The sequence below is a fragment of the Pseudoxanthomonas beigongshangi genome (genome assembly GCF_016820515.1).
Lineage (GTDB): Bacteria > Pseudomonadota > Gammaproteobacteria > Xanthomonadales > Xanthomonadaceae > Pseudoxanthomonas_A > Pseudoxanthomonas_A beigongshangi.
In genome coordinates, this window is sequence record NZ_JADHDV010000003.1 from 197,403 (window position 1) to 221,523 (window position 24,121).

Below are 24,121 nucleotides of genomic sequence, written 5' to 3' on the forward strand. Positions count from 1 at the left end.
CGCCGGTTCAGACGCCGATGGGGTTGGCCTTCTCCACATCGATCTTGTACTGCTTGATCGCGCGGGCGACGTCCTTTCCGGTCATCTTGCCTTCCTTCGCCAGCGCCGCGATCGCGGCATGGGCGATGTAGTAGCGGTCGACCTCGAAGAAGCGGCGCAGGTTGGCGCGGGTGTCGCTGCGGCCGAAGCCGTCGGTGCCCAGCACGGTGTACTGCGTCGGCACGAAGGCGCGGATCTGGTCGGCATAGCCGCGCACGTAGTCGGTGGCGGCGATGGCCGGGCCCTGGCGACCTTCCAGTTGCTCGGTCACGTAGGCCTTGCGCGGCGCCTTCGCTTCCGGATTCAGGCGATTCCAGCGCTCGACATCGAAACCGTCGCGACGCAGCTCGTTGAAGCTCGGGCAGGACCAGATGTCGGCGGTGACGCCGAAATCCTTGTCCAGCAGTTCCGCCGCCGCGATCGCCTCGCGCAGGATGGTGCCGCTGCCGAGCAGTTGCACGCGCAGCTCGCCCTTCTTCGGCTTGCCCGCGTCCTTCAACAGGTACATGCCCTTGATGATGCCCTCGGCCGCACCTTCCGGCATGTCCGGATGGGCGTAGTTCTCGTTCATCAGGGTGATGTAGTAGTACTCGTCGACCTGCTCCTGCATCATCCGCTGCACGCCGTGCTGCAGGATCACCGCGACTTCGTAGCCGAAGGTCGGGTCGTAGCTGCGGCAGTTCGGAATCGCGCCGGCCAGCAGGTGGCTGTGGCCGTCTTCGTGCTGCAGGCCCTCGCCGTTCAGGGTGGTGCGGCCGGCGGTGCCGCCGAGCAGGAAGCCGCGGGTGCGCATGTCCGCCGCCTGCCAGGCGAGATCGCCCACGCGCTGGAAGCCGAACATCGAGTAGTAGATGTAGAACGGCAGCATCGGCACGTTGCTGACCGAGTAGCTGGTGCCGGCGGCCATCCACGACGCGATCGCGCCCGGCTCGCTGATGCCCTGTTGCAGCACCTGGCCGCTCTGGTCCTCGCGGTAGTACATCAGCTGGTCGGCGTCGACCGGCTTGTACTTCTGGCCGAACGGCGCGTAGATGCCGATCTGGCGGAACATGCCCTCCATGCCGAAGGTACGCGCCTCGTCGGCCACGATCGGCACGATGCGCGGGCCGATCTGCTTGTCGCGCAGGGTGATGTTCAGCGCCTGCACGAACGCCATGGTGGTGGAGATCTCGCGCTCGCCGGTGGATTTGAGCAGGCGCTCGTAGGTCTCCAGCTTGGGGGCCTCGAACGACTCGGCGGCCTTGCGGCGGCGCTGCGGCAGGTACCCGCCCAGCGCGGCGCGGCGTTCCTTGAGGTACTGCACTTCCGGCGAATCCTCGCCCGGATGGTAGAACGGGATCTGCGAGGCTTCCTCAAGCTGCTTGTCGGTGATCGGAATGTTGAAGCGATCCCGGAAGGTGCGGATGGCGTCGTCGTCCAGCTTCTTGGTCTGGTGGGTCGGGTTGAGCGATTCGCCGGCCGAACCCATGCCGTAACCCTTGACCGTCTTGGCCAGGATCACGGTCGGCATGCCCTGGGTGTTCACCGCCTCGTGGAACGCGGCGTAGACCTTGTGCGGATCATGGCCGCCGCGGTTCAGGCGCCAGATGTCGTCGTCGGAGAGATTGGCGACCATCGCCGCGGTCTCCGGATACTTGCCGAAGAAATTCGCGCGGGTATAGGCGCCGCCGAAGGCCTTGCAGTTCTGGTACTCGCCATCGACGGTTTCCATCATCAGCTTCTTCAGCACGCCGTCGGTGTCGCGCGCCAGGAGCGGATCCCAGTAGCTGCCCCACAGCAGCTTGATCACGTTCCAGCCGCCGCCGCGGAACACGCCTTCCAGCTCCTGGATGATCTTGCCGTTGCCGCGCACCGGGCCGTCCAGGCGCTGCAGGTTGCAGTTGACCACGAAGATCAGGTTGTCCAGGCCCTCGCGGCCGGCCAGCGCGATCGCGCCCAGGGTTTCCGGCTCGTCCGACTCGCCGTCGCCGATGAAGCACCACACCTTGCGATCGGACTTCTCGATCAGGCCGCGGTGTTCCAGGTACTTCATGAACTGCGCCTGGTAGATCGCCGCCAGCGGTCCCAGGCCCATCGACACGGTCGGGGTCTGCCAGAAGTCCGGCATCAGCCACGGATGCGGATACGAGGAAATGCCCTGGCCGTCGACTTCCATGCGGAAGTTGTCCAGCTGCGCCTCGTCGATGCGGCCTTCCAGGAAGGCGCGCGCGTAGATGCCCGGCGAGCTGTGGCCCTGGATGAACAGCAGATCGCCCGGATGGTTTTCGCTGGGCGCGCGCCAGAAGTGATTGAAGCCCACGTCATAGAGGGTGGCGCCGGAAGCGAAGCTGGCGATGTGGCCGCCGAGGTCGCCGGGCTTGCGGTTGGCGCGCACCACGGTGGCCATCGCGTTCCACCGGATGATCGAGCGGATGCGCCATTCCAGCGCGGCGTCGCCGGGCGACTTGGCCTCGTTCTGCGGCGCGATGGTGTTGACGTACTCGGTGGTGGGCGAGAACGGCAGGTAGGCGCCCGCGCGGCGCGTGACTTCGACCATGCCTTCCAGCAGCTGATGTGCACGCAGGGCGCCGTTCTTCTCGATCACCGCCTGCATCGAATCGATCCATTCGCGGGTTTCCAACGGATCCGGATCGCTCTGCAGCATCTCGTTCAACCAGTTCATTACCACTCCCAATCTGTCGCGCGGGACCGCGCAGACGTTGTCGTTTTCAGGACTTTGAAGTGTAGCGCACCGCCCCTGTCCCGATCTGGCTACGCGGGCGTATGGATTCGTGATTTTTTCGTTGTCCTGGCCGGTTTGACCACACCAAAATGAGACCTCTGGCGCTGCGCGCCGGGTGCCCGGGCGACGTATCATCCGTGCGGGGGGACACATCGCAGGGATTCGGGGTGCCGCATGAAGGGAAGTCGGCAGGACGGGGCTTTGTCGCCGGAGCGAACCGGCGTGGTGCATTGGCGCCGGAGCCTGCGCACCCGCATCGCGCTGTGGTCGGGCGTGATCAACGTCGCCGTGCTCCTGCTGCTGGCGGTCGGCATCGCCTGGTTCGCGCGCCGGCTGATCATCGAGGACGCCCGCCGCGACACCATCGCCAGCACCCAGGAGGCCGCGGATCGGCTGGACACCGCCCTGCGCGCGGTCGTCATCACCACCAGCGGATTGTCCGATTTGCTGGCCAATTCCAACCTCGACCCGGCCGAGCTCACCACCACCCTGCGGGCGATGGTGCGCGCCACGCCCGGCAGCGTCGGCGGCCTGCTGGTGGTCGAACCGGAGCAGCCCGGCCAGGCCGGATTCGCGCGTTACATCAGCGCCAACGGCCGGGATCGCGATTTCATCGCCGACGGCTACGACTACCGCGCACAGGGCTGGTACCGGCGCACCGTGTCCGCGCCCGGCGGCTGGTGGTCCGAACCCTACCTCAACCGAACCGCGGGCGACGTCTGGATGGTCACCTACAACCGTCCGCTGCGTCCGCAGGGCCGCGGCGTGACGACCCGTGGCATGGTCAGCCTGGACGTCCCGCTGTCCGAACTCACCGGCAGCTTCGAGAGCCTGGCCAACCTGCCCGGCTGGCGGGTCTCGCTGGTCGCGCCGGCCGGCACGCTGGCCGCGAATCCCGATGTGGGGGTGGAAGACAACCTCACCCTGGAACAGCACATCCGTCGCGCCGGACGCCCGGACCTGCAACCGGCGGCCGACGCCGTGCGCCTGCACCAGCCACTGCAGTTGATGCATACCGACGCCCGGACCGGCGAGAAACGCTTCACCGTGGTCGAGCCGATCGGCCAGAGCGGATGGAGCCTGCTGGTGGCGCAGTCCTACGCGCTGATCATGGCGCGCCTGGATCAGGCGCTGGGCTGGCTGCTGGCCGGCGGAGCGGTGCTGGCACTGCTTTGCATGCTGCTGGTGCGGCGGCTGGCCGGCCGCATCAGCCAGCCGGTCGAACAGCTGACCGCCTCGGCCGCGTACCTGGCCGAGGGCCACTACGACACCCCGGTGCCCTATACCCGCCGCCTGGACGAGGTCGGCCTGATGGCGCGCACGCTGGAACACGCGCGCACCTCCATCCAGCGGCAGCTGGCGGAAATCGAGGAGATGGGCGCGGCCCGGCAGAAGCTGGAGAGCGAACTGGCGATCGCGCGCGACATCCAGTTGGCGATGCTGCCGCCCGGACGCGTCATCGATCGCGATGATCGCCATCTGGAAGTCTTCGCGCTGCTGGAGCCGGCCAAGGCGGTCGGCGGCGATTTCTACAGTTTCATCGAGGGCGGCGACGGTCGGCTGTGGTTCGCGATTGGCGATGTCTCCGACAAGGGCGTGCCGGCGGCGCTGTTCATGGCGCGCACGGTCACCGTGCTGGAAGTCGCCGCGCGCGCCGGAGACTCGCCTTCGGCGGTGCTGGCGGAAGCCTCGCACCGGCTGGTCGAGGGCAACGACACCTGCATGTTCGCCACCGTGCTGTTCGGCTGCGTGGATCCGCGCAGCGGGCAGTGCGTGCTGGCCAGCGCCGGCCACGACGCCCCGCTGCTGCTGCATGCCGACGGCGCCTGCGAAACGCTGCCGGTCGCCTCCGGCCCGCCGCTGGGTTTCGAGGTCAGCCAGGAATTTCCGCTGTGGCGGGGCCGGTTGCCGGCCGGCGCCACCCTGCTGGCCTACACCGATGGGGTGACCGAGGCGTTCGATCCCGCGCAGCGGGCGTTCGGCCTGGAGCGCCTGATCGACGGGCTGCGCCCGGACGAGAGCGCGCGGATGCAATGCGAGGACGTGATCGCGCGGGTGCATGGCTTCGCCCATCCGGCGCCGCAGTCGGACGACATCACGGTGCTGGCGATGCGCCTGCGCCAGGATCACCGGATTCAACCACGCGTGGAGGAGGCAGCCATATGCTGATACGCCTGATCGTGCCGGGCGAGTACGCCGGGGTGGAAGATCTCAACGCCTCGCTGGAGGCCGTGCTCAACCGCCACGGCATGGCCCGGGCCATCCGTGACGACGTAAGGCTGATCGTCGAGGAACTGGCCAGCAATGCCATCGACTACGGCGGCGAACCGGCCGCCGGCACCGCGCAGCACGAACTGTCGGTGGACATCAGCATCGAGGACGGGTTGCTGCACCTGGAATTCCGCGACACCGGCGCGCCGTTCGATCCGCTCAGCGCGCCGGAACCCGACATCGACGCCGACATCCGTGATCGCGCCATCGGCGGCCTCGGCGTCTACTTGATCCGGCAACTGGCGCACCGGATCACCTACCAGCGCATCGACGCCTGCAATGTCCTGCGCGTCAGCCTGCGCATTCCCCAACCGGAGAGCGAACCATGAGCCTCGAAATCACCCTGCTGCCGCCCGGACAGGGCAGCCAGCGCGTCGTGGTGGCCGGCCGCCTGGACACCCATACCTATGAAGATCTGGACGAAGCGCTGGCGCCGTTGATGACGGCGCAACTGCATTCGCTGGTGCTGGATCTGTCGCAACTGGAGTACATAAGCAGCGCCGGCATCCGTTCGATTTTCAAGGCCCGCAAGACCCTGGCCGCGCATGGCGGCAAGGTACTGGTGGTCAATCCGCAGCCGCAAATCCAGAAGGTGTTCGACGTGGTCAAGGCGGTGCCGCTCAACGACATCTTCGGCTCCACCGCCGAGGCCGACGCCTATCTGGACGCGATGCAGCGCAAGGTCCTGCAGGGCGATGACAGCGACTGACGCCGCCTGTCACACTGTCCGGCCTACCGGGGGCGCTCAGGGACACCGCGCATGAGTCTGGACATCGACATCTATCCACCCGTCAACGGCAACCAGTACATCGTGCTGACGGGCCGGCTGGATTCGCATACCCATGAAGCGCTGGATGACCAGCTGGAGGCGCTGCTCGCCGGCAGGCCGCAGGCGCTGGTGCTGGATCTGGCGCACCTGGAATACATCAGCAGCGCCGGCGTGCGTTCAATCCTGAAGGCACGCAAGGCGCTGGCGCCGCACGAGGGCAAGCTGCTGCTGGTGCATCCGCAGGAGCAGATCCGCAAGGTCATCGAGATCGTGCAGGCGGTGCCGATGGACAGCATCTTCGCCAGCACCGAGGAAGCCGACGCGTATCTGGATGCCTTGCAGCGGGACATCCTGGGCGGGTCGTGAGGTCGCCAGGAGCAAGCGCTCCTCAACCGCCGAATGGCAAGTCAATCCCCCTTGGTCCCCCTTTTTCAAAGGGGGAAGTGAAAGCGGGTTTCCAGGCAATCTTACAGCTGGGATAGCCCCCTTTTAAAAGGGGGCGGGCACCTGCGAAGCAGGTGACGGGGGATTTGCTTTTGGCGCCAAAGCAAATCCCCCTCAATCCCCCTTTTGCAAAGGGGGAGGTAAAAAGCGGGTTTCCAGGCAATCTTGCGGCTGGGATAGCCCCCTTTTTAAAAGGGGGCGGGCGCCTGCGGAGCAGGTGACGGGGGATTTGCTTTTGGCGCCGAAAGCAAATCCCCCTCAATCCCCCTTTTGCAAAGGGGGAGGTAAAAGCGGGTTTCCAGGCAATCTTGCGGCTGAGAATAGCCCCCTTTGAAAAAGGGGGCGGGCGCCTGCGGAGCAGGTGACGGGGGATTTGCTTTTGGCGCCGAAAGCAAATCCCCCTCAATCCCCCTTTTTCAAAGGGGGAGGCAGAAGCGGGGGTCCAGGCAATCTTGCGGCTGAGAATAGCCCCCTTTGAAAAAGGGGGCGGGCGCCTGCGGAGCAGGCGACGGGGGATTTGCTTTCAGCGCCAAAAGCGAATCCCCCTCATTCCCCTTTTTCAAAGGGGGAGGCACAAGCAGCGCTGACATAACCTCTTTGCACCGGGCCAGTGGCAGCAACGGCGAAGCATTCCCGCACACCGGCCATCCCGCCTCACGGGATGGCCATGCGCCATCTCAACCCAGGCTGGCCTTTTCCGCTTCCAGTTGCGCGCGGATCTGCGCGTCCACCGCGGCGATGGCGGTCATGTTGACCACCCGGCGCGGCGTGGCGCTGGTGGTCAGGATATGGACCGGCTTGGAGATGCCCATCAGGATCGGGCCGATGGCGACGCCATCGGTGACCACGCGCACCATGTTGTAGGTGATGTTGGCCGCGTCCAGGTTGGGCAGCACGAACAGGTTGGCGCGCCCGCTCAGGGTGCTGCCCGGCATGATGCGCTGGCGCAGCGCCTCGTCCCAGGCGGTGTCGCCCTGCATTTCGCCGTCGACGTTGAGGTCGGGCTTGCGCTTGAGCAGCAGCTCGCGCACCTGCCGCATCTTGGTCGAACCGCGGGTTTCATGGCTGCCGAAGTTGGAGTGCGACAACAGCGCGATGCGCGGTTCGATGCCGAACAGCTTCAAGCGGTAGGCCGCCTGCAGGGTCGCCTCGGCGATCTGCTCGGCGGTCGGATCTTCCTGCACGTGGGTATCCAGGAAGAAGTACGCACCCTGGTTGTTGATGACGCCGGTCATCGCCGAGGTCGACTGCACGCCCGGGTCCAGCGGAATCACGCTGCGCACGTAGCCCAGCTTCTTGTGGAAGCGGCCGACGATGCCGCTGACCATCGCGTCGGCCTCGCCGCGCGCGACCATCACCGCGGCGATCAGGGTCGGGCGCGAACGCATCAGGTTCTTGGCCGCGGCCGGGGTGACGCCGCGACGCGCGGTCAGCGCGTGGTAGTACTGCCAGTAGTCGTTGAAGCGCGGATCGTCGTTGATGTTGGTCAACTCGAAATCCACGCCGGCGCGCATGCGCAGGCCCAGGCGTTCGATGCGCGCGTCGATGACGTCCGGGCGGCCGATCAGGATCGGGAAGGCCAGGCCTTCGTCGATGACCGTCTGCACCGCGCGCAGCACCGTCTCCTCCTCGCCCTCGGCGTAGGCCACGCGCTTGCGGTCTGCGCGTGCGCGGTCGTAGACCGGCTTCATCATCAGGCTGGTGCGGTAGACGAACTGGCCCAGCTTCTCGCGGTAGGCCTGCAGGTCGGCCATCGGCCGCAGCGCCACGCCCGAATCCATCGCCGCCTTGGCCACCGCCGGCGCCAGTTCCACCAGCAGGCGCGGATCGAACGGACGCGGGATCAGGTATTCGGGACCGAAGCACGGAATGTCGTCGCCGTAGGCGGTGCCCAGGTCCGAGGCTTCGCGCCGGGCCAGATCGGCGATCGCGTGCACGCACGCCAGCTTCATCGCCTCGTTGATGCCGGTGGCGCCCACGTCCAGCGCGCCGCGGAAGATGTAAGGGAAGCAGACCGCGTTGTTGACCTGGTTCGGATAGTCAGAGCGGCCGGTGGCGATGATGCAGTCCGGGCGGACCTGCCGGGCCAGCTCCGGCAGGATTTCCGGATTGGGGTTGGCCAGCGCCAGGATGATCGGCTTGTCGGCCATGGTCGCGACCATTTCCGGCTTCAGCACGTTGGCAGCGGACAGGCCCAGGAAGAGGTCGGCGCCATCGACGATTTCGGCCAGGGTGCGCTTGTCGGTGTCGCGGGCGTAGCGCGCCTTGTCCGGGTCCAGGTGCGGGCGGCCGGTGTAGAGCACGCCGTCGCGATCCACGGCGAGGATGTTCTCCGGCTTCAGGCCCAGCGCCACCAGCATGTCCAGGCAAGCGATGCCGGCCGCGCCGGCGCCGCTGGTGGCCAGCTTGACGTCCTCGATCTTCTTGCCGACCACTTCCAGCGCGTTGACCACCGCCGCGCCGACGATGATCGCGGTGCCGTGCTGGTCGTCGTGGAAGACCGGAATCTTCATCCGCTCGCGCAGCTTGCGCTCGACGATGAAGCATTCCGGCGCCTTGATGTCCTCCAGGTTTATGCCGCCGAAGGTCGGCTCCAGGCTGGCGATGATGTCCACCAGCTTGTCCGGATCGGTCTCGTCGATTTCGATGTCGAACACGTCGATGCCGGCGAACTTCTGGAACAGCACGCCCTTGCCTTCCATCACCGGCTTGCCGGCCAGTGCGCCGATGTTGCCCAGGCCCAGCACCGCGGTGCCGTTGGAAACCACCGCGACCAGGTTGCCGCGCGCGGTCATCTCGCTGGCGGCGTTGGGATCCTCGACGATGGCCTCGCAGGCATAGGCCACGCCCGGCGAATACGCCAGCGCCAGATCGCGCTGGGTCAGCATCGGCTTGGTCGGCGAGACCTTGATCTTGCCGGGGGGCGAAAGGCGGTGGTATTCGAGGGCGGCCTGCTTGAAATCGTCGTTGGACATTACGGGCGGTCTGGGCAATAGCACGAAAGAGGCCCGATTCTACCCCCTGCGGCCGGGGTCTGCCGGCTTTCCGGTGCCATGGATCGGATGGGAAACGGCAAGGGTGAGTGGTCTCAGTCCGCGTGGGCGGGCAACGGGGATTCCAGCAGGACGTCCTCGCCCGTCGCGCCGCCGCTCAGCGCCCGATCGAGCTTCTGCCGGTCCAGCGCGCCTTCCCAGCGCGAAACCACCACGGTCGCAACGGCATTTCCGATGAAGTTGGTCAGCGAGCGGCACTCGCTCATGAACCGATCCACGCCCAGGATCAGCGCCATGCCGGCCACCGGCACGGTCGGCACCACCGACAGCGTCGCCGCCAGGGTGATGAAGCCGGCGCCGGTCACGCCCGCCGCGCCCTTGGAGCTGAGCATGGCCACCAGCAGCAGCGTGATCTGCTGGCCCAGGGTCAGATCGGTGTTGGTGGCCTGGGCGATGAACAGCGCGGCCAGGGTCATGTAGATGTTGGTGCCGTCCAGGTTGAACGAATAGCCGGTGGGCACCACCAGGCCGACCACCGATTTTTCGCAGCCCGCCTTCTCCATCTTCTCCATCAGCGAAGGCAGTGCCGATTCGGACGAGGACGTGCCCAGCACCAGCAGCAGTTCGGCCTTCAGGTAGCGCGCCAGCCGCAGCACCGAGAAGCCGCACAGGCGCGCCACCGTGCCCAGCACCACCAGCACGAACAGCAGCGAGCTGACGTAGAAGGTGCCGACCAGCCAGGCCAGGTTCGTCAGCGATTCGATGCCGTACTTGCCTATGGTGAAGGCGATGGCGCCGAACGCGCCGATCGGCGCGGCCTTCATCAGCAGGTGCACCAGCTTGAACACCGGCACGGTCAAGGCTTCCAGCAGGTCCAGCACCGGACGGCCGCGCTCGCCGGTCATCGCCAGCGCGATGCCGAACAGCGCCGCGATCAGCAGCACCTGCAGGATGTTGCCGGAGACGAACGCGCCGACCAGCGTTCCGGGAATGATGTCGAGCAGGAATCCGGTCAGGGTCAGCTCGTGCGCCTTTTCGGCGTAGTCGTGCACCGCCTTGGCGTCGAGCTGGGCCGGGTCGATGTTCATGCCCGCGCCGGGCTGGACCACGTGCGCGACCACCATGCCCACCACCAGCGCCAGGGTGGAAAAGAACAGGAAATAGACCATCGCCTTGCCGAACACGCGTCCCACCTTGCTCAGGTGGGTCATGCCGGCCACGCCGGTGACGATGGTCAGGAAGATCACCGGCGCGATGATCATCTTCACCAGCTTGATGAAGGCATCGCCCAACGGCTTGAGCTGTTCGGCGAAGGCCGGCTCGAAGTGACCCAACAGCGCGCCCAGCGCGATCGCCACCAGCACCTGCACATACAACTGGCGGTGGAGCGGCAGGCGGGGGCCGGCGCCGGCCGGAGCGGATTCGGTGGAAACGTGCATGGGACACCTCGACGAAGGTTTTCGCTTCGGTGGCTGTTGTACATCCGCGAACGCGCGGTGCCGATAACGCATTGGTACTAGCTAATCCAATGGTATTAGGCGTCGCCGCGCCGCCGGCCATGCAATCGTGGCGCCAGCCGCCACCGGCACGCGGATTCGCCGGGATTTTCCGTCCCGCGCGCAGGCGATTGGGCGGGCGCCGCAGGGTCGGGGAAAGGTTGAACAGGGTCTGGTGCATCGGACCGGTCTGCGTGACCATCCCGCCATGCCTTTCCTTCGCACGCCCCGCCGTCGCACCGGCCTGTTCCTGCTGCTGGCCGTCGTGGCGATCGCCATCACCACGCTGAGCCTGGTCGCGATGCGCCAGCTGGAGCGCCGCAGCCTGCTCGGCGATGCGGCGCAGGCGCGCGAGCAGTTGCGCCTGCACGGCGACGCGCTGCAATCGCTGATCGAACGCCACCGGGTGCTGCCGGCGGTGCTGGCGCTGGATCCGGACATCCGCGCGGCACTGGCGCACGGCAACGTCGATGCGGCCGATTCGGAGCGACTCAGCCGCAAGCTAGAGCGCGTCAACGGCGCCGCGGCTACGTCCACCCTCACCCTGCTGGATCGGGATGGGCTGGCGCTGGCGGCCAGCAACTGGCGCATGGCCGACGCCAGCAACGTCGGCAACCGCTACCACTTCCGCCCCTACTTCCAGCAGGCCATGCGCGAAGGCAGCGGCACGTTCTATGCCGAGGGCGTCACCACCGCCGTGCCCGGCTACTTCCTGTCCGAAGCGGTGCGCGACGTAGCCGGACGACCGATCGGCGTGGTGGTGGTGAAGGTGGTGCTGCGGCCGCTGGAACGAACCTGGGCCGAAGCCCCCGAGATCGTGTTCGTCACCGACGCCAATGGCGTGATCTTCCTTTCCAGCCGCACCGGCTGGCGCTACCGCGTACTGCACGCCCTGACCCCGGCCGCCCGGGAACGGCTCGCCCGCACGCGCCAGTACGGGCAGATTCCGCGCCTGCCGCTGGAGTACCGGATCACGGCGGATCTCGGCCAGCAGGTGCATCGCGTGCGCCTGCCCGACGCGGGCGACGTGATCTGGGTGTCGCAGCCACTGCCACGGCAGGGCTGGACACTGAACCTGCTGCGCTCCACCCACGACAGCGTCGCCGCCGCGCGCACGATGGCCGCGGCGGTGGCGGCCGGCCTGCTGGTGCTGGCGCTGCTGGGCTTCGTGCTGTGGCAGCGGCGCCGGCTGGCGCAACTGCGCGAGCGCAGCCGGGTGGAGCTGGAACGCCTGGTCGAGCACCACGCGCAGGAACTGCGCAGCGCCCAGGATGGGCTGGTGCAGGCCGCGCACGCCGCCGACTATGGCGAAAGCCCCAGCCTGCAGCATCTGCCTCAAGGCGTCTGCGTGGTCGACGCCCAGCTCAACCTGGTGGCCTGGAACCGGCGCTACATCGAGCTGTTCCGGTTTCCGCCGGGCTTCATCCAGGTCGGCCGTCCGATCGCCGACGTGTTCCGCTACAACGCCAATCGCGGCCTGCTCGGCCCCGGCCCCATCGACGAAGCCATCGAGCGCAGGCTCAACCACCTGCGCTCGGGCAAGCCGCACATGCACGAACGCGAGCGCGGTGATGGCAGCGTCATCGAGATCCGCGGCAATCCGCTTCCCGATGGCGGTTTCGTCACCAGCTACGCCGACATCACCGCCTACAAGAACGCCGCCCGCGACCTGCGCTCGCTGGCCGATACGCTCAGCCGCCGCATCGACGAGCGCACCCGCGACCTGGCCGAGGCCAAGCGCGAGGCCGAGGACGCCAACCGCTCCAAGACCCGCTTCGTCGCCGCGGCGGTGCACGACCTGTTGCAGCCGCTGAATGCCGCGCGCATGTTCCTGTCGGCGCTGCGCGGGCGCCTGCCGGATGCCGGCGCGCGGGACATCGCCGAGAACATCGACAACGCGCTGGCCGCGCAGGACGGCATCCTCAACAGCCTGCTGGACATCTCGCGACTGGAATCCGGCGCGCTGGAAACGCACGTGCGAGACTTCGCCCTGGATCCACTGCTGGCGACGCTGGCGCGCGAATTCGGCATCCTCGCCGCGGCACGCGGCTTGCGCCTGGAGCGGGTCGCCACTTCGGCGGTGGTGCGCAGCGACGAGGCGCTGCTGCGCAGGATCCTGCAGAACTTCCTGTCTAATGCCATCCGCTACACGCCGCGCGGGCGGATCGTGCTGGGCTGCCGTCGCCAGGGCGATCAGGTGCGCATCGAGGTCCACGACACCGGTCCCGGCATTCCGGAGGCGCGGCAGCGGGAGATCTTCGAGGAGTTCCGCCGCCTGGATGGTGATGGCGAGGAGCGCGGCGCCGGCCTTGGCCTGGCGATCGTGGATCGGATCGCGCGCCTGCTCGGCCATCGCGTCGGCCTGCGTTCGCGACCGGGACACGGCAGCGTGTTCTCGATCCGCGTGCCGCGCGGCGTATCGGCCGCCACACCGGGCACGGAAGACGGGCCCGGCGCGGAAGACGCATCGGCGGCGATCGAAGAAGCAGCCACCGATTCGCTGCTGGCCGGTTGCCGGGTCTGGTGCATCGACGACGACGCACGGGTGATTCGCGCGACCCGCCTGCTGCTGGAACGCTGGGGATGCCGGGTGGAACTGGCCGGCGGCGTGGAGCAGGCCCTGGCGGCGGCACGCGCCGACGGCGTGCCGGATCTGCTGTTGCTGGACGTGCGGCTGGGCGACGACGTCACCGGCCCGGAATTGTTCGGGCAACTGGCGCGTCGCTGGCAACGCGAGCCGGCCGTGCTGCTGTTCACCGCCGAGCAGGACGAAGCACTGCGGGCGCTGGCGCGGGAACGGAATTGGGGCTTCCTGTCCAAGCAGGCGCGCACGTCCGCGCTGCGTTCGCTGATGACCCATCTCTACCAGCGCTCGCGTTGACATCCTTTGCTCGATCGGTTTCCCGTCATCCCCGGCTTGCTTTCATTGCAGGTCAATGCGCGATTCCCGCCCCGCCGATGCGCTGACATGCCTCCGCATGTTTCCTGCGAGGGCTTTCGATGCATCACTTCATCCCGGGATGCCCGCGGGCATCCGTTCCGCTGTTCGCGCTGTCGGCCATCCTGCTGGTCGTCCCTGGGGCATGCGCCTCCGATGAGGCGATCCGGCCCACCGGCCGCATTTACTACGACTTCGCGCGCTTCGACAACGACGATCGCGGTGTTTCCTCGCGCGGCCGGGATGGCCTGCGCCTGGCCTGGCTCGGCGTGACCGGAAAGTGGCAGGGGTTCGGCTATCGCGCCGAGGTGGATGTCGCGCCCACGCACTGGGCCCTGCGCAATGTGTGGCTCAGCCGCGAGCTCGGTTCGCCCGCCCGCGGCGTGATCAGCGTGGGCCAGATGGGCCAATACTTCGCGCTCGACGAGCGGGTCAGCTTCAACCATCGGCCCGCGGTGGAATCCAGTTACCTGACCCAGACGCTGGCTTCGCCGCACCGCGTCGGTATCGGCTGGGAAGGGCATCACGCCGGCTGGTTCTGGGGCGTCGGCGCCGGCAGGCTGGGCCGCTTCGACGTTCCGGAAATCAAGGGCCGTGGCTTCAGCGGACGCGCGGGCCGGGTGTTTCCACGCGATGACGGCGACCTGCTGCACCTGGCCGGCTCGGTGATGCGCGAGCACCACGATCATCCCGGCATCGGCGGTTCCGCGCCGCTGCGGGTGCCACTCAGGACCGCGGGCCATTTCTCCCGCCGGCCGGCGCTGGTCCTGGCCGACTACCGCGACGGACGCGACGTGCGGGTGGACAAGCGCGGGCTGGAAGCGGCCGGCGTGCATGGCGCATGGTCCTGGCAGACCGAATATGCACGCGGCCGCTACCACGACGATCTGCGGCGTGATCGCATCGCCGCCCATTACGTGATGGCGACCTGGATGCTCACCGGCGAGCGCCGGCCCTACGACGTCGGCGGCGGCCATTTCGGCCAGGTGCAACCGCAGGGCTCGGGTGGCGCATGGGAACTGATGGCGCGCTACGACCGCATCACCGCCAGCGGCAACGGCGAAGGCCGGCGGCAGCGGCTGGCGGCCGACGCCTGGACGGTCGGCGTCAACTGGTATCCGCGGCGCAACGTGCGGGTGATGCTGGACTGGATCGACAGCCGCCGCCAGGACCGCACGCGGGATCAGCTGCTGGACCATACCGGCACCCTGGCCGGCCGCGTGCAATGGGATTTCTGATTTCGCCGGGCGCTAGGATGTGCCGCCGGAAGTGTCCGGTGCCGGATCCGGATCGCCTTCCGGCTCCAGCGCCTTCACCAGCAATGCCGCCTGCGTGCGGCTGTTGCACTCGAGTTTCTTCAGGATCGCGGTGACGTGCACCTTCACCGTGTTCTCGGCCAGGCCAAGCTCGTAGGCAATCTGCTTGTTGAGCAGGCCATCGGCCACGCACAGCAGGACCCGGAACTGCTGCGGGGTCAGGCGTGCCAGGCGCGCGGCCAGTTGGGCGTCGCGTTCGGAACGTTCAGCGGCCAGTGGCGGGAAGCAGGTATCGCCGCCCATCACCGCGGTGACGGCGGTGCGGATCGCCTCGGCCGGCGCGGACTTGGGAATGAAACCGGCGGCTCCGAACTGCTGCGCGCGACGAATCACGCGCGGGTGATCGTTGGAGGAAATCACGATGACCGGAATATCCGGACGCTCGCCGCGCAGCCAGACCAGCGACGAGAATCCGCGCGCGCCCGGCATGGTCAGATCCAGCAGCACCAGATCCACGTCCGGATGCACGGCCAGCGCCTCGGTCAGCGCCGAGACGCTGGCCACTTCCAGGGTCTGGCCGACTTCGATTTCCTCGCGCAGCGCATGCAGCACCGCTGCGCGGAACAGCGGATGATCATCGGCGACAAGGACCCGGGCCAGGCTCATAGCCGCCAGTGTGGCACGCGCCGCGCGCCGGTGCCCTAGTACCAATGCGTTATTGGAGCCGGTGGTCGGGCTGTTATCTTCGCCCCCTTCCAAACCGGTTCCGAGGGAGAGCGGATGCCATTTTCCAATCGACGCGTGCCGCTGGCGGTTCCGTTCATGCTGGCCCCGCTCATGCTGGCGACCGTGCCCGCCGCCCAAGCCGAGGACGCACTGACCCTCAAGCCGACCGGCCGGTTGCATTACGACTTCGCGCGCTTCGACAACGACGCACGCGGCACCGCCGAGCGCGACGGTGACGATCTGCGTGCGGCATGGCTGGCGATTTCCGGCCGGTTCTACGTGGTCGACTACAAGCTGGAAGCGGATTTCGCCGGCCACCGGCCGGTCGCGCGCGACGCCTATCTGGCCCGCAGCTTCGGCAACACCACCGTGACCCTCGGCCAGTTCAAGCAGTTCTACACGCTGGATGACCGCGGCAGTTCCAACCACATCCTGGCGGTCGAACGCAGCTGGCTGGCGCAGACCCTGGCGCCGTCCTACCGGTTGGGCCTGGGCGTCAACGGCCATCGCGACGGCGTGTTCTGGAGCGGCAGCGTCTACAGCCTGGAGAGCATCGACGTCTGGCAAGCCAAGGGACGCGCGGCGGGCGCGCGTGCCGGCTACGCGCCGTGGCGCGAGGCCGGTCGGGTGCTGCATTTCGGCGCCGCGCTGGCACACGAGCGCTACGATCATCCCGGCGCCGATGGCGCGCCCGCGCTGCGCGTGCAGCCGCGCGTGGCGGGCTACTTCGGCGACAACAGCCGGCTGTCGCTGATGGATTTCCGCAGCGGCCGCGACGTCTCGGTGGACAAGTACGGCCTGGAAGCGGCGGGCGTGCACGGCGCCTGGTCCTGGCAGGCCGAATACGGCGGCGCCCGCTACGACGATGGCCGGCAGCGCGGGCGGGTCGAGGCCGGTTATCTGCAAGCCAGTTGGCTGCTCACCGGCGAGTCCCGCCCCTACGATGCCAAGGCGGGACGGTTCGTCCAGCTCAAGCCGCAGCGACGCGGCGGCGCCTGGGAACTGGTGGCGCGCTACGACCACATCGAGGGCAGGCAATGGCCGCTCAACCGCCGCGACCTGTCGGCGGACGCATGGACGGTGGGCGTGAACTGGTATGCGCCGAAGCACTTCCGGGTGATGCTGGACTGGACCGACAGCCGGCGCCGTGATGAAGTGAGCGGAAGAACATTGGATCGCACCGGCGTGCTGGCCGGACGCGTCCAGTTCGATTTCTGACGCGCCCGCCGGCCCTGCGCCCGGTTCCGGGTCACGGAACCGCGAGAAAATAATTTTCATCCAACCCTTCCTGTGCTACACAATAGACGGCCACGATGTCACGTGGCCGTGCACAGGGGAGGCGGTTCGTGCGAGAAAATTACTTTCATTCCGACGCGCCGCTGGCCGGAAAAGGCCTGCCGGCCGGTGATGCCTGGACGCCTTCCGGGCTGGCGGCGCGGCCCCTGTCGATCCTGGAGGAACAGGTCAGCCTGCCGGTGGCGGTACTGAGCGAATCCGCCCTGCGCCACAACCTGGCCTGGATGCGCGAGTTCACCGAGGCCTATGGCTGCCGGCTCGTACCGCACGGCAAGACCACGATGAGTCCGGCGCTGTTCCGGATGCAGCTGGATGCCGGCGCGTGGGGCATCACCCTGGCGACCGCGCCGCAGACCGCGGCGGCCCACGCGCACGGCGTGCGGCGGGTCCTGCTCGCCAACCAGCTCGTCGGCAGGGGCAACTTCGATGTGATCGCCGATCTCCAGGCAAGCGATCCGGACTTCTGGTTCGCCTGCGTGGTGGATTCGGCCGATAACGTCGCCGCGCTGGGTCGTCATTTCGGCGCACGCGGACAACGCATCCGGGTATTGCTGGAAGTCGGCGCGGAAGGCGGACGCACCGGCGTGCGCGACGAGGCGCAGGCGCGCGCGCTGCTGGACGAGATCGCGCGCTGGCCGGACGCGGTGGCGCTGGTCGGCGTGGAAGTCTACGAGGGCGTGGTCAAGGACGAGGCCGGCGTGCGCGCGCTGCTGCGGCGTACGCTGGCGCAATGGCAGGCAATCCGCGCCGCCGGCGGATTCGGCGAGTCGCCCGCGCTGCTTTCCGGCGCCGGTTCGGCCTGGTTCGACGTGGTCGCGGAAGAATTCGCGGCGCTTGTGTCGGATCCGCAGGCGCAAGTGGTGTTGCGTCCGGGCTGCTACCTGACCCACGACGTGGGCATCTATCGCGACGCCGCCAGCCGCATCCACGCCTCCAATCCGGTCGCGCAGCGCATGGGGCGCGGCCTGTTGCCGGCACTGCGACTGTGGGCCTGCGTGCAGTCGCGTCCGGAACCGGACCGCGCGATCATCGGCCTGGGCAAGCGCGACGCTGCGTTCGATGCCGGCTTCCCGCAACCGGTGCTGCATCATCGCCCCGGCCATGCCACGCCCGCCGACGCGCCTTCCCACTGGCGTATCGGCGCGATGATGGATCAGCACGCGTTCCTGCAGCTCAATGCCGACGACGACCTCAAGGTCGGCGATCTGCTGTGCTTCGATATCTCCCATCCCTGCCTGACCTTCGACAAATGGCGCCACCTGCTGGTGGTGGACGACGCGCATCGCGTCGTCGGCGCCGTCGAAACCTTCTTCTGATCGGCGGGAACAGCACGCATGACGCCAGGAAACCTGTTGCTGCTGTACGCCACGCTGTCGATCGTCGCCCTGGTGGTGTTGATCGCGCGCTACCGCCTCAACCCCTTCATTTCGATCACCGTGGTCTCGCTCGGGCTGGCGTTGCTGGCCGGCATGCCGGCACCGGACATCGTGCCGGCCTACGAACAGGGCGTGGGCAAGACCCTGGGCCACATCGCGCTGATCGTCGCCCTCGGCACCATGCTGGGCAAGCTGATGGCCGAATCCGGCGGCGCCGAGCGCATCGCGCGCACGCTGATCCGGCGCTTCGGTACCCGCCACGTGCACTGGGCGATGATGCTGATCGCGTTCTGCATCGGCCTGCCGATCTTCTTCGAGGTCGGGTTCGTGCTGCTGATTCCGATCGTGCTGAACGTCGCCCGCCGCACCGGCGTGCCGCTGCTGCTGGTCGGCCTGCCGATGGTCGCCGGCCTGTCGGTGGTGCACGGCCTGGTGCCGCCGCACCCGGCCGCGATGCTGGCGGTGCACGAATACCAGGCCGACGTCGGGCGCACGCTGTTCTATGCGTTGATGGTCGGATTGCCGACCGCCGCGCTGGCCGGACCAATCTTCGCCCGGCTGGTATCGCGCCATGTCACCCTGCCGGCACACAACCCGATGGAAGCCGCGCTGCTCAACCAGGGCCAACGGGAGATCCCCGACGCCGAACTGCCCGGCTTCGGCATCACCCTGGCGACCCTGCTGCTGCCGGTCGGCCTGATGCTGCTGGGCGGCTGGGCGGACGAACTGGCCGCACCCGGCAGCGCCGCCAACCACGTGCTGCGTTTCATCGGCCATTCGGTGGTGGCGCTGCTGCTGGCGACCCTGCTCAGCTTCGTCACCCTGGGCCTGATGCGCGGCTTCAACCGCGAGCAGATCCTGAAGTTCTCGCAGGAATGCCTGGCGCCCACCGCCGCCATCACCCTGCTGGTCGGCGCCGGCGGCGGTCTCAACGGCATCCTGGTCAAGACCGGCGTGGCCCAGGAGATCACGCGCCTGTCGCACGAGTTCCAGCTCTCGCCGCTGCTGATGGGCTGGACCGTGGCCGCGCTGATGCGGGTGGCGACAGGTTCGGCCACGGTGGCGATGAGTACCGCCGCCGGCATCGTCGCGCCGGTCGCGCTGGCCGCCGGCTACCCGCATCCGGAGCTGCTGGTACTGGCCACCGGGGCAGGCTCGCTGGTGCTGTCGCACGTCAACGACGGCGGCTTCTGGCTGGTCAAGGAATACTTCAACATGAGCGTGGCCCAGACCTTCAAGACCTGGACCGTGCTGGAAACCCTCATTTCGGTGACCGCACTGCTGCTGGTGCTGGGCATCGCCGCACTGCACTGACGACCGGCCGGAGACCGCCATGTACGACATCGTCTACCACCTCAAGCAGCGCCTGCACGAGCTGAGCCCGGTCGAGCGGCGGATCGCCGACACCATCCTGGCCGACATCGACGGCGCCGCGCAGTCCGGCATCGCCGAACTGGCCGAACAGGCGGGCGTCAGCGTGGCCGCGATCTCGCGCTTCGCCAAGGCGCTGGACTGCGACAACGTGCGTGAACTGCGCGCCCGCCTGGCCGAGGCCAGCGCGGTCGGCAAGCGCTTCCTCGACGACCAGGACACCCCGCCCAGCTCGGCGCTGTACGCGCAGATCTGCGCCGACATCGAGAGCTGCCTGCGCCGCAACGTCGGCGGATTGCAGGAACAGGTGGTGCAGTCGCTGGCCGAGGCGCTGGCCTCGGCGCGGATGATCTACGTGTTCGGCATGGGTGGCTGCTCGACCGTGTTCGGTCTGGAGCTGCAGAACCGGCTGGTCCGCTTCGGCCGCCCGATCGCCGCCTACAGCGATGCGATCTCGCTGAAGGTGGTCGCCGCGACCCTGACCCCGGAGGACATGGTGGTGGCGCTGTCGGTCAGCGGCATCACCCCGGAAATCCTGTCGGCGGTGGACATCGCGCGCGGCTACGGTGCGAAGGTCGGTGCGATCACCCGCGCCGACACCGCGCTGGCCGAGCGCGCCGACTGGCTGCTGCCGATCGTCATCGACGAAACCGACTTCGTGTTCAAGCCATCCGCCTCGCGCTACGCGATGATGCTGGCGGTGGACGTGCTGGCCACCACCCTGGCGCTGCATATCGCCGACGACAGCCGCGAGCGGCTGCGCCGGATCAAGTTCGCGCTGGACAACTACCGCGGCGGCGAGAATCGCCTGCCGCTGGGGGATTGATGCGTTACGACCTGTTGATCCGCGATGCCCTGCTGCTGGATGGCAGCGGTGCCGCCGGCACGCGCGGCGACATCGGCGTCAGCGCCGGCCGCATCGCCGCGATGGGCCGCCTGGACGGCGACGCGGCGAGCGTCGTCGACGCCTGCGGGCGGGCGGTCAGCCCAGGCTTCATCGACGTGCATACCCACGACGATCTGGAAGTCATCCGCGATCCCGCCATGACCAGCAAGCTGTCGCAGGGCGTCACCACGATCGTGGTCGGCAACTGCGGCATCAGCGCCAGTCCGGTGAACACCGCCGACGCGGTACCCGACCCGATGAACCTGCTCGGCGAGCCGGGCGAGTTCCGCTATCCGCGCTTCGCCGACTACCGGCGCGCGGTGGAGGACGCACGTCCGGCACTGAACGTCGCCGCGCTGGTCGGGCACACGTCGCTGCGCCAGAACCACATGGATCGGCTGGATCGCGCCGCCAGCGACGAGGAGATCGCGGCGATGCGGTCGCAATTGCGCGCGGCGATCGCCGAGGGCGCGCTTGGCCTGAGCACCGGGCTGGCCTACGCCTCCGCGTTCGCCGCGCCCGCGCGCGAGGTGCTGGAACTGACCCGCGACCTGCCCGCCGATCGCCTCTACGCCACCCATCTGCGCGACGAGTTCGCCGGCATCCTGCCCGCACTGGACGAAGCGCGCGCGGTCGGCCACCACAGCGGCGCCCCGGTGCGGGTGTCGCACCTGAAATGCGCCGGCATCGACAACTGGGGCCGCAGCCGCGAAGTGCTGGCGTGGCTGGATGACGCCGCCGGCGAGCATGACGTGGCCTGCGACTGCTATCCGTACGCGGCCAGCGCTTCCACCCTGGACCTGAAACAGGTCACCGACGCCTACGACATCCTGATCACCTGGTCCGAACCGCATCCGGATCAGGGCGGACGGATGCTGGCGGCGATCGCCGCCGACTGGCGGGTGTCGCTGCATGAAGCCGCCAACCGCCTGCAACCGGCCGGCGCGGTGTACTTCTGCATGGACGAGGAAGACGTGCGCCGGTTCCTGCGCCATCCGCTGACCATGATCGGATCCGACGGCCTGCCGCGGGATCCGCGCCCGCACCCGCGCCTGTGGGGCACCTTCCCGCGCGTGCTCGGCCATTACGCGCGCGACGAGGGCCTGTTCCCGCTGCACGAAGCCGTGCACAAGATGACCGGACTGCCCGGCAGCCGCTTCGCCCTGCCCGGGCGCGGCCTGCTGCGCGAGGGCTGGCACGCGGACCTGGTGCTGTTCGATCCGGCACGCGTGCGCGATACCGCCGACTATCACGATCCGATGCGCGCCGCCGAAGGCATCGACGCGGTGTGGGTGAACGGCGAACTGGCCTACGACGGCAGCGCGGTCACCCGGGTGCGCAGCGGCCGTTTCCTGGCACCAGCCTGAAGAATCTGCCCGAAATCCGAGAGGTATCCACATGAGCGACATCAAGCGCTATGGCGCCGAAGGCGGCATCGGCCAGGGCCGGCAGCACATGCCGTTCTCGCGCGCGGTCGAGGCCGACGGTTGGCTGTACGTGTCCGGCCAGGTGCCGATGCGCGACGGCGAGCTGATCGGCGGCACCGTCACCGAGCAATCGTACGTGGCCATCGGCAACGTGCTGGCAATCCTGGCCGAGGCCGGCTATGGCCCCGAACACGTGGTCCGCTGTGGCGTCTGGCTGGACGACGCGCGCGACTTCGCCGCCTTCAACCAGGTGTTCCGGCACTACTTCGGCGAGCATCCGCCCGCGCGCGCCTGCGTTGAGAACCGGATGGTGGTGGACTGCAAGGTCGAGGTCGACTGCGTGGCCTACAAGCGCCCCGCGCGCTGACCGTCACACCGGCACTTCGGTCAACTGGTCCATGCGGATGCGGTTGGCGAACAGCGAGAACGCCAGCGTACCGGCCAGGCCGTTGGCGCGGCTGACCCAGGTCGGCAGCCAGCGTGGCGGCGCCAGCACGCCGCCGTCGAACAATGGCTCGAACAGGGCCACGTCCCCCAGCGTCATCTTGCCGGCGAACAGGCGCCGGCACAGTTGCAGGCGGTCCCGCTGCAGGGAATGGCGGAAGAAGGTGTGCACGGCAATCAGGCCGCGCAGGTAGACCGTATCCTTGGTGAACGCCGCGCCGCCACTGGTGGGCACGCCGCGGAACACGCGTTGCGCCGAGGCGAAGCTCTCGGCCGGATTCTGGCCCGCCTCGCAGAAGTAGCGGTACACCTCGATGAAATCCGCACCCGCCAGGGTCATCGCGATCGCCTCGATGCGCAGGCTGATCCGTTTCATCCGTTCGATGTCGATGCTGCCGGTGATCTGCTCGGCGAAGGTCGCCAGCCCTTCCTGGGTCTCGGTGATGCGCGGCGACGACAATGCCAGGCTCGGGAACAAGGGCTGCTCGCGGCCATTGAGCGCGGTCAGCGAATGCACCAGCGCCTCATGTTGCAGGAGCTGCCGGCGATCGTAGTCGCTGAAGGCGGCGCCATGGCGCAGGCGGATGCGGGTGGCGCCGGCCGCCGCCTTGGCGATCAAATCCGGATCCAGCTCCACCGTGATCACGCGCGCATCGAAGAAATCATCCAGGTCGCCCTGCAACTGGAGTTGCAACGCGGTCGCCGACACCGGGATCTGTTCTTCCGGCGCCAGCAACTCGCGATCCATGTCCTGGGCGATGGCGATGAAGTGGCGGGCGGCGTCGCGGGTGGTCGGTCCGTTGCCGGGCAAGGGCGCTTCGGGCGTGCCGAACAGGGCGATCGAATGCGCGGTCACGGCGGGCGTGCCCAGGCATTCCAGCAACTGCGCGGCGACCGACCAGCTCTCCACCGATTCGCGCAGATAGCGACCCAGCGGATGCGCCGGATCGGCGGCATGCGCGATCGCTTCCAGTTCGCGGCGGGCCTCGCTGAAATCCAGCTTGGGGTATTCGACTTTCGGCAATCGCGGATTGCCGCGCTCCATTCCTTCCAGGAACGGCGCCTGCAACGCGGCCGGCCAACTCGCCAGGCTCAGCAGCTTGATGCCGCGCACCGCCTTGACCAGGCGCGCGTCCAGCGCGGCATGATGGGCGATGTCGGCAGACAGGTTCATCGTGTCCATGCCGATGCCTCGTATCCGCCCCACCCTGTAGGAGCGACGCGAGTCGCGAGCTTTTGACGGAAATCCAGAAGGCTTCCAACCGGGTCGCCGTCGCGACTCACGTCGCTCCCACAAGGGAGGAGATGGCGCGTCGGTCGCATCCTGGCGTCCTGCGTGGGCGCTTCGCGGTCAAGCTGTCCGGCATACCGGCTGCAACCTGTAGGAGCGACGTGAGTCGCGAGCTCTTGGCGGAAACTCCAAGGGCTTCCCACTGCGTCGCCTTCGAAGCTTACGTCGCTCCCACAAGGGAGGAGATGGCGCGTCGGTCGTATCCTGGCGCCCTGCGTGGGCGCTTCGCGGTCAAGCTGTCCGGCATACCGGCTGCAACCTGTAGGAGCGACGTGAGTCGCGAGCTCTTGGCGGAAACTCCGAGGACTTCCCACTGCGTCGCCTTCGAAGCTTACGTCGCTCCCACAAGGGAGGAGATGGCGCGTCGGTCGTATCC

At 68.0% G+C, this 24,121-nt stretch carries 17 protein-coding genes; 12 read left to right on the top strand and 5 right to left on the bottom strand.

Annotation, left to right across the window (positions count from 1 at the left end; translation table 11 throughout):
• Positions 1-7 precede the first annotated feature (7 nt).
• Complete coding sequence (gene aceE / locus IQ458_RS03595) at positions 8-2,701, bottom strand: pyruvate dehydrogenase (acetyl-transferring), homodimeric type (protein ID WP_203321933.1); 2,694 nt, start codon at positions 2,699-2,701, stop codon at positions 8-10.
• A 282-nt stretch (positions 2,702-2,983) separates the two neighbouring features.
• Here aceE and IQ458_RS19840 point away from each other — a divergent pair, with 282 nt between their 5' ends.
• From IQ458_RS19840 to IQ458_RS03615, 4 genes are read left to right on the top strand one after another with little or no spacing between them, the layout of a single operon-like run.
• Positions 2,984-4,930: a SpoIIE family protein phosphatase gene (locus tag IQ458_RS19840; protein WP_203321934.1), complete on the top strand. Its 1,947-nt coding sequence runs from the start codon at positions 2,984-2,986 to the stop codon at positions 4,928-4,930.
• Positions 4,924-5,361, top strand: coding sequence for an ATP-binding protein (locus tag IQ458_RS03605; protein ID WP_203321935.1), 438 nt, complete (start codon positions 4,924-4,926; stop codon positions 5,359-5,361). Before IQ458_RS19840 ends, IQ458_RS03605 begins: the two co-directional genes overlap by 7 nt.
• The gene (locus tag IQ458_RS03610) at positions 5,358-5,741 is read left to right on the top strand and encodes an STAS domain-containing protein (protein WP_203321936.1); all 384 of its coding nucleotides are present in this window, start codon (positions 5,358-5,360) and stop codon (positions 5,739-5,741) included. Before IQ458_RS03605 ends, IQ458_RS03610 begins: the two co-directional genes overlap by 4 nt.
• Positions 5,742-5,792: 51 nt before the next feature.
• Complete coding sequence (locus IQ458_RS03615) at positions 5,793-6,167, top strand: STAS domain-containing protein (RefSeq protein WP_183640589.1); 375 nt, start codon at positions 5,793-5,795, stop codon at positions 6,165-6,167.
• 755 nt (positions 6,168-6,922) lie between these two features.
• Here IQ458_RS03615 and IQ458_RS03620 read toward each other — a convergent pair.
• Together IQ458_RS03620 and IQ458_RS03625 are read right to left on the bottom strand one after the other, a co-directional pair.
• On the bottom strand, positions 6,923-9,220 hold the full coding sequence (locus tag IQ458_RS03620; RefSeq protein WP_183640587.1) for an NADP-dependent malic enzyme: 2,298 nt from the start codon (positions 9,218-9,220) through the stop codon (positions 6,923-6,925).
• 113 nt (positions 9,221-9,333) lie between these two features.
• Positions 9,334-10,677, bottom strand: coding sequence for a dicarboxylate/amino acid:cation symporter (locus tag IQ458_RS03625; protein WP_203321937.1), 1,344 nt, complete (start codon positions 10,675-10,677; stop codon positions 9,334-9,336).
• 265 nt (positions 10,678-10,942) lie between these two features.
• Here IQ458_RS03625 and IQ458_RS03630 point away from each other — a divergent pair, with 265 nt between their 5' ends.
• Both IQ458_RS03630 and IQ458_RS03635 read left to right on the top strand, forming a co-directional pair.
• Positions 10,943-13,615 (top strand): hybrid sensor histidine kinase/response regulator, encoded by a 2,673-nt coding sequence (locus IQ458_RS03630; protein ID WP_203321938.1) that lies wholly within the window; start codon positions 10,943-10,945, stop codon positions 13,613-13,615.
• A 119-nt stretch (positions 13,616-13,734) separates the two neighbouring features.
• On the top strand, positions 13,735-14,910 hold the full coding sequence (locus IQ458_RS03635; protein WP_203321939.1) for an OprO/OprP family phosphate-selective porin: 1,176 nt from the start codon (positions 13,735-13,737) through the stop codon (positions 14,908-14,910).
• 12 nt (positions 14,911-14,922) lie between these two features.
• Here the strand turns inward: IQ458_RS03635 and IQ458_RS03640 are convergent, their stop codons facing one another.
• Positions 14,923-15,594, bottom strand: a complete 672-nt coding sequence (locus IQ458_RS03640) for a response regulator (protein ID WP_203321940.1) — start codon at positions 15,592-15,594, stop codon at positions 14,923-14,925.
• A gap of 156 nt (positions 15,595-15,750) precedes the next feature.
• On the opposite strand from IQ458_RS03640, the gene IQ458_RS03645 reads away from it, so the two are divergent.
• From IQ458_RS03645 to IQ458_RS03670, 6 genes are all read left to right on the top strand, one after another.
• On the top strand, positions 15,751-16,872 hold the full coding sequence (locus IQ458_RS03645; protein ID WP_203321941.1) for an OprO/OprP family phosphate-selective porin: 1,122 nt from the start codon (positions 15,751-15,753) through the stop codon (positions 16,870-16,872).
• Between the two features lie 128 nt (positions 16,873-17,000).
• Positions 17,001-18,266 (top strand): amino acid deaminase, encoded by a 1,266-nt coding sequence (locus tag IQ458_RS03650; protein WP_203321942.1) that lies wholly within the window; start codon positions 17,001-17,003, stop codon positions 18,264-18,266.
• 18 nt (positions 18,267-18,284) lie between these two features.
• Positions 18,285-19,640 carry a GntT/GntP/DsdX family permease gene (locus tag IQ458_RS03655; RefSeq protein WP_192199038.1) on the top strand — a complete coding sequence of 452 codons (1,356 nt, stop codon included), beginning with the start codon at positions 18,285-18,287 and terminating at the stop codon, positions 19,638-19,640.
• A 19-nt stretch (positions 19,641-19,659) separates the two neighbouring features.
• Entirely contained in the window at positions 19,660-20,523 is an 864-nt protein-coding gene (locus IQ458_RS03660) for a MurR/RpiR family transcriptional regulator (RefSeq protein ID WP_183640567.1), read from the top strand.
• Complete coding sequence (locus tag IQ458_RS03665) at positions 20,523-21,950, top strand: N-acyl-D-amino-acid deacylase family protein (RefSeq protein ID WP_203321943.1); 1,428 nt, start codon at positions 20,523-20,525, stop codon at positions 21,948-21,950. Before IQ458_RS03660 ends, IQ458_RS03665 begins: the two co-directional genes overlap by 1 nt.
• A gap of 31 nt (positions 21,951-21,981) precedes the next feature.
• Positions 21,982-22,377 carry a RidA family protein gene (locus IQ458_RS03670; protein ID WP_203321944.1) on the top strand — a complete coding sequence of 132 codons (396 nt, stop codon included), beginning with the start codon at positions 21,982-21,984 and terminating at the stop codon, positions 22,375-22,377.
• Positions 22,378-22,380: 3 nt separating this feature from the next.
• Here the strand turns inward: IQ458_RS03670 and IQ458_RS03675 are convergent, their stop codons facing one another.
• Positions 22,381-23,637, bottom strand: a complete 1,257-nt coding sequence (locus IQ458_RS03675) for a flavohemoglobin expression-modulating QEGLA motif protein (protein ID WP_203321945.1) — start codon at positions 23,635-23,637, stop codon at positions 22,381-22,383.
• Between the last annotated feature and the right edge of the window lie 484 nt (positions 23,638-24,121).

Bases quoted from the DNA above. Each gene is read 5' to 3' on its own strand.
- IQ458_RS03630 (WP_203321938.1), top strand. From the start codon at position 10,943: ATGCCTTTCCTTCGCACGCCCCGCCGTCGCACCGGCCTGTTCCTGCTG.
- IQ458_RS03605 (WP_203321935.1), top strand. From the start codon at position 4,924: ATGCTGATACGCCTGATCGTGCCGGGCGAGTACGCCGGGGTGGAAGAT.
- IQ458_RS03655 (WP_192199038.1), top strand. From the start codon at position 18,285: ATGACGCCAGGAAACCTGTTGCTGCTGTACGCCACGCTGTCGATCGTC.
- IQ458_RS03620 (WP_183640587.1), bottom strand. From the start codon at position 9,220: ATGTCCAACGACGATTTCAAGCAGGCCGCCCTCGAATACCACCGCCTT.
- IQ458_RS03640 (WP_203321940.1), bottom strand. From the start codon at position 15,594: ATGAGCCTGGCCCGGGTCCTTGTCGCCGATGATCATCCGCTGTTCCGC.
- aceE (WP_203321933.1), bottom strand. From the start codon at position 2,701: ATGAACTGGTTGAACGAGATGCTGCAGAGCGATCCGGATCCGTTGGAA.
- IQ458_RS03615 (WP_183640589.1), top strand. From the start codon at position 5,793: ATGAGTCTGGACATCGACATCTATCCACCCGTCAACGGCAACCAGTAC.
- IQ458_RS03625 (WP_203321937.1), bottom strand. From the start codon at position 10,677: ATGCACGTTTCCACCGAATCCGCTCCGGCCGGCGCCGGCCCCCGCCTG.
- IQ458_RS03645 (WP_203321941.1), top strand. From the start codon at position 15,751: ATGCTGGCCCCGCTCATGCTGGCGACCGTGCCCGCCGCCCAAGCCGAG.
- IQ458_RS03675 (WP_203321945.1), bottom strand. From the start codon at position 23,637: ATGGACACGATGAACCTGTCTGCCGACATCGCCCATCATGCCGCGCTG.
- IQ458_RS03665 (WP_203321943.1), top strand. From the start codon at position 20,523: ATGCGTTACGACCTGTTGATCCGCGATGCCCTGCTGCTGGATGGCAGC.
- IQ458_RS03635 (WP_203321939.1), top strand. From the start codon at position 13,735: ATGCATCACTTCATCCCGGGATGCCCGCGGGCATCCGTTCCGCTGTTC.
- IQ458_RS03660 (WP_183640567.1), top strand. From the start codon at position 19,660: ATGTACGACATCGTCTACCACCTCAAGCAGCGCCTGCACGAGCTGAGC.
- IQ458_RS03610 (WP_203321936.1), top strand. From the start codon at position 5,358: ATGAGCCTCGAAATCACCCTGCTGCCGCCCGGACAGGGCAGCCAGCGC.
- IQ458_RS03670 (WP_203321944.1), top strand. From the start codon at position 21,982: ATGAGCGACATCAAGCGCTATGGCGCCGAAGGCGGCATCGGCCAGGGC.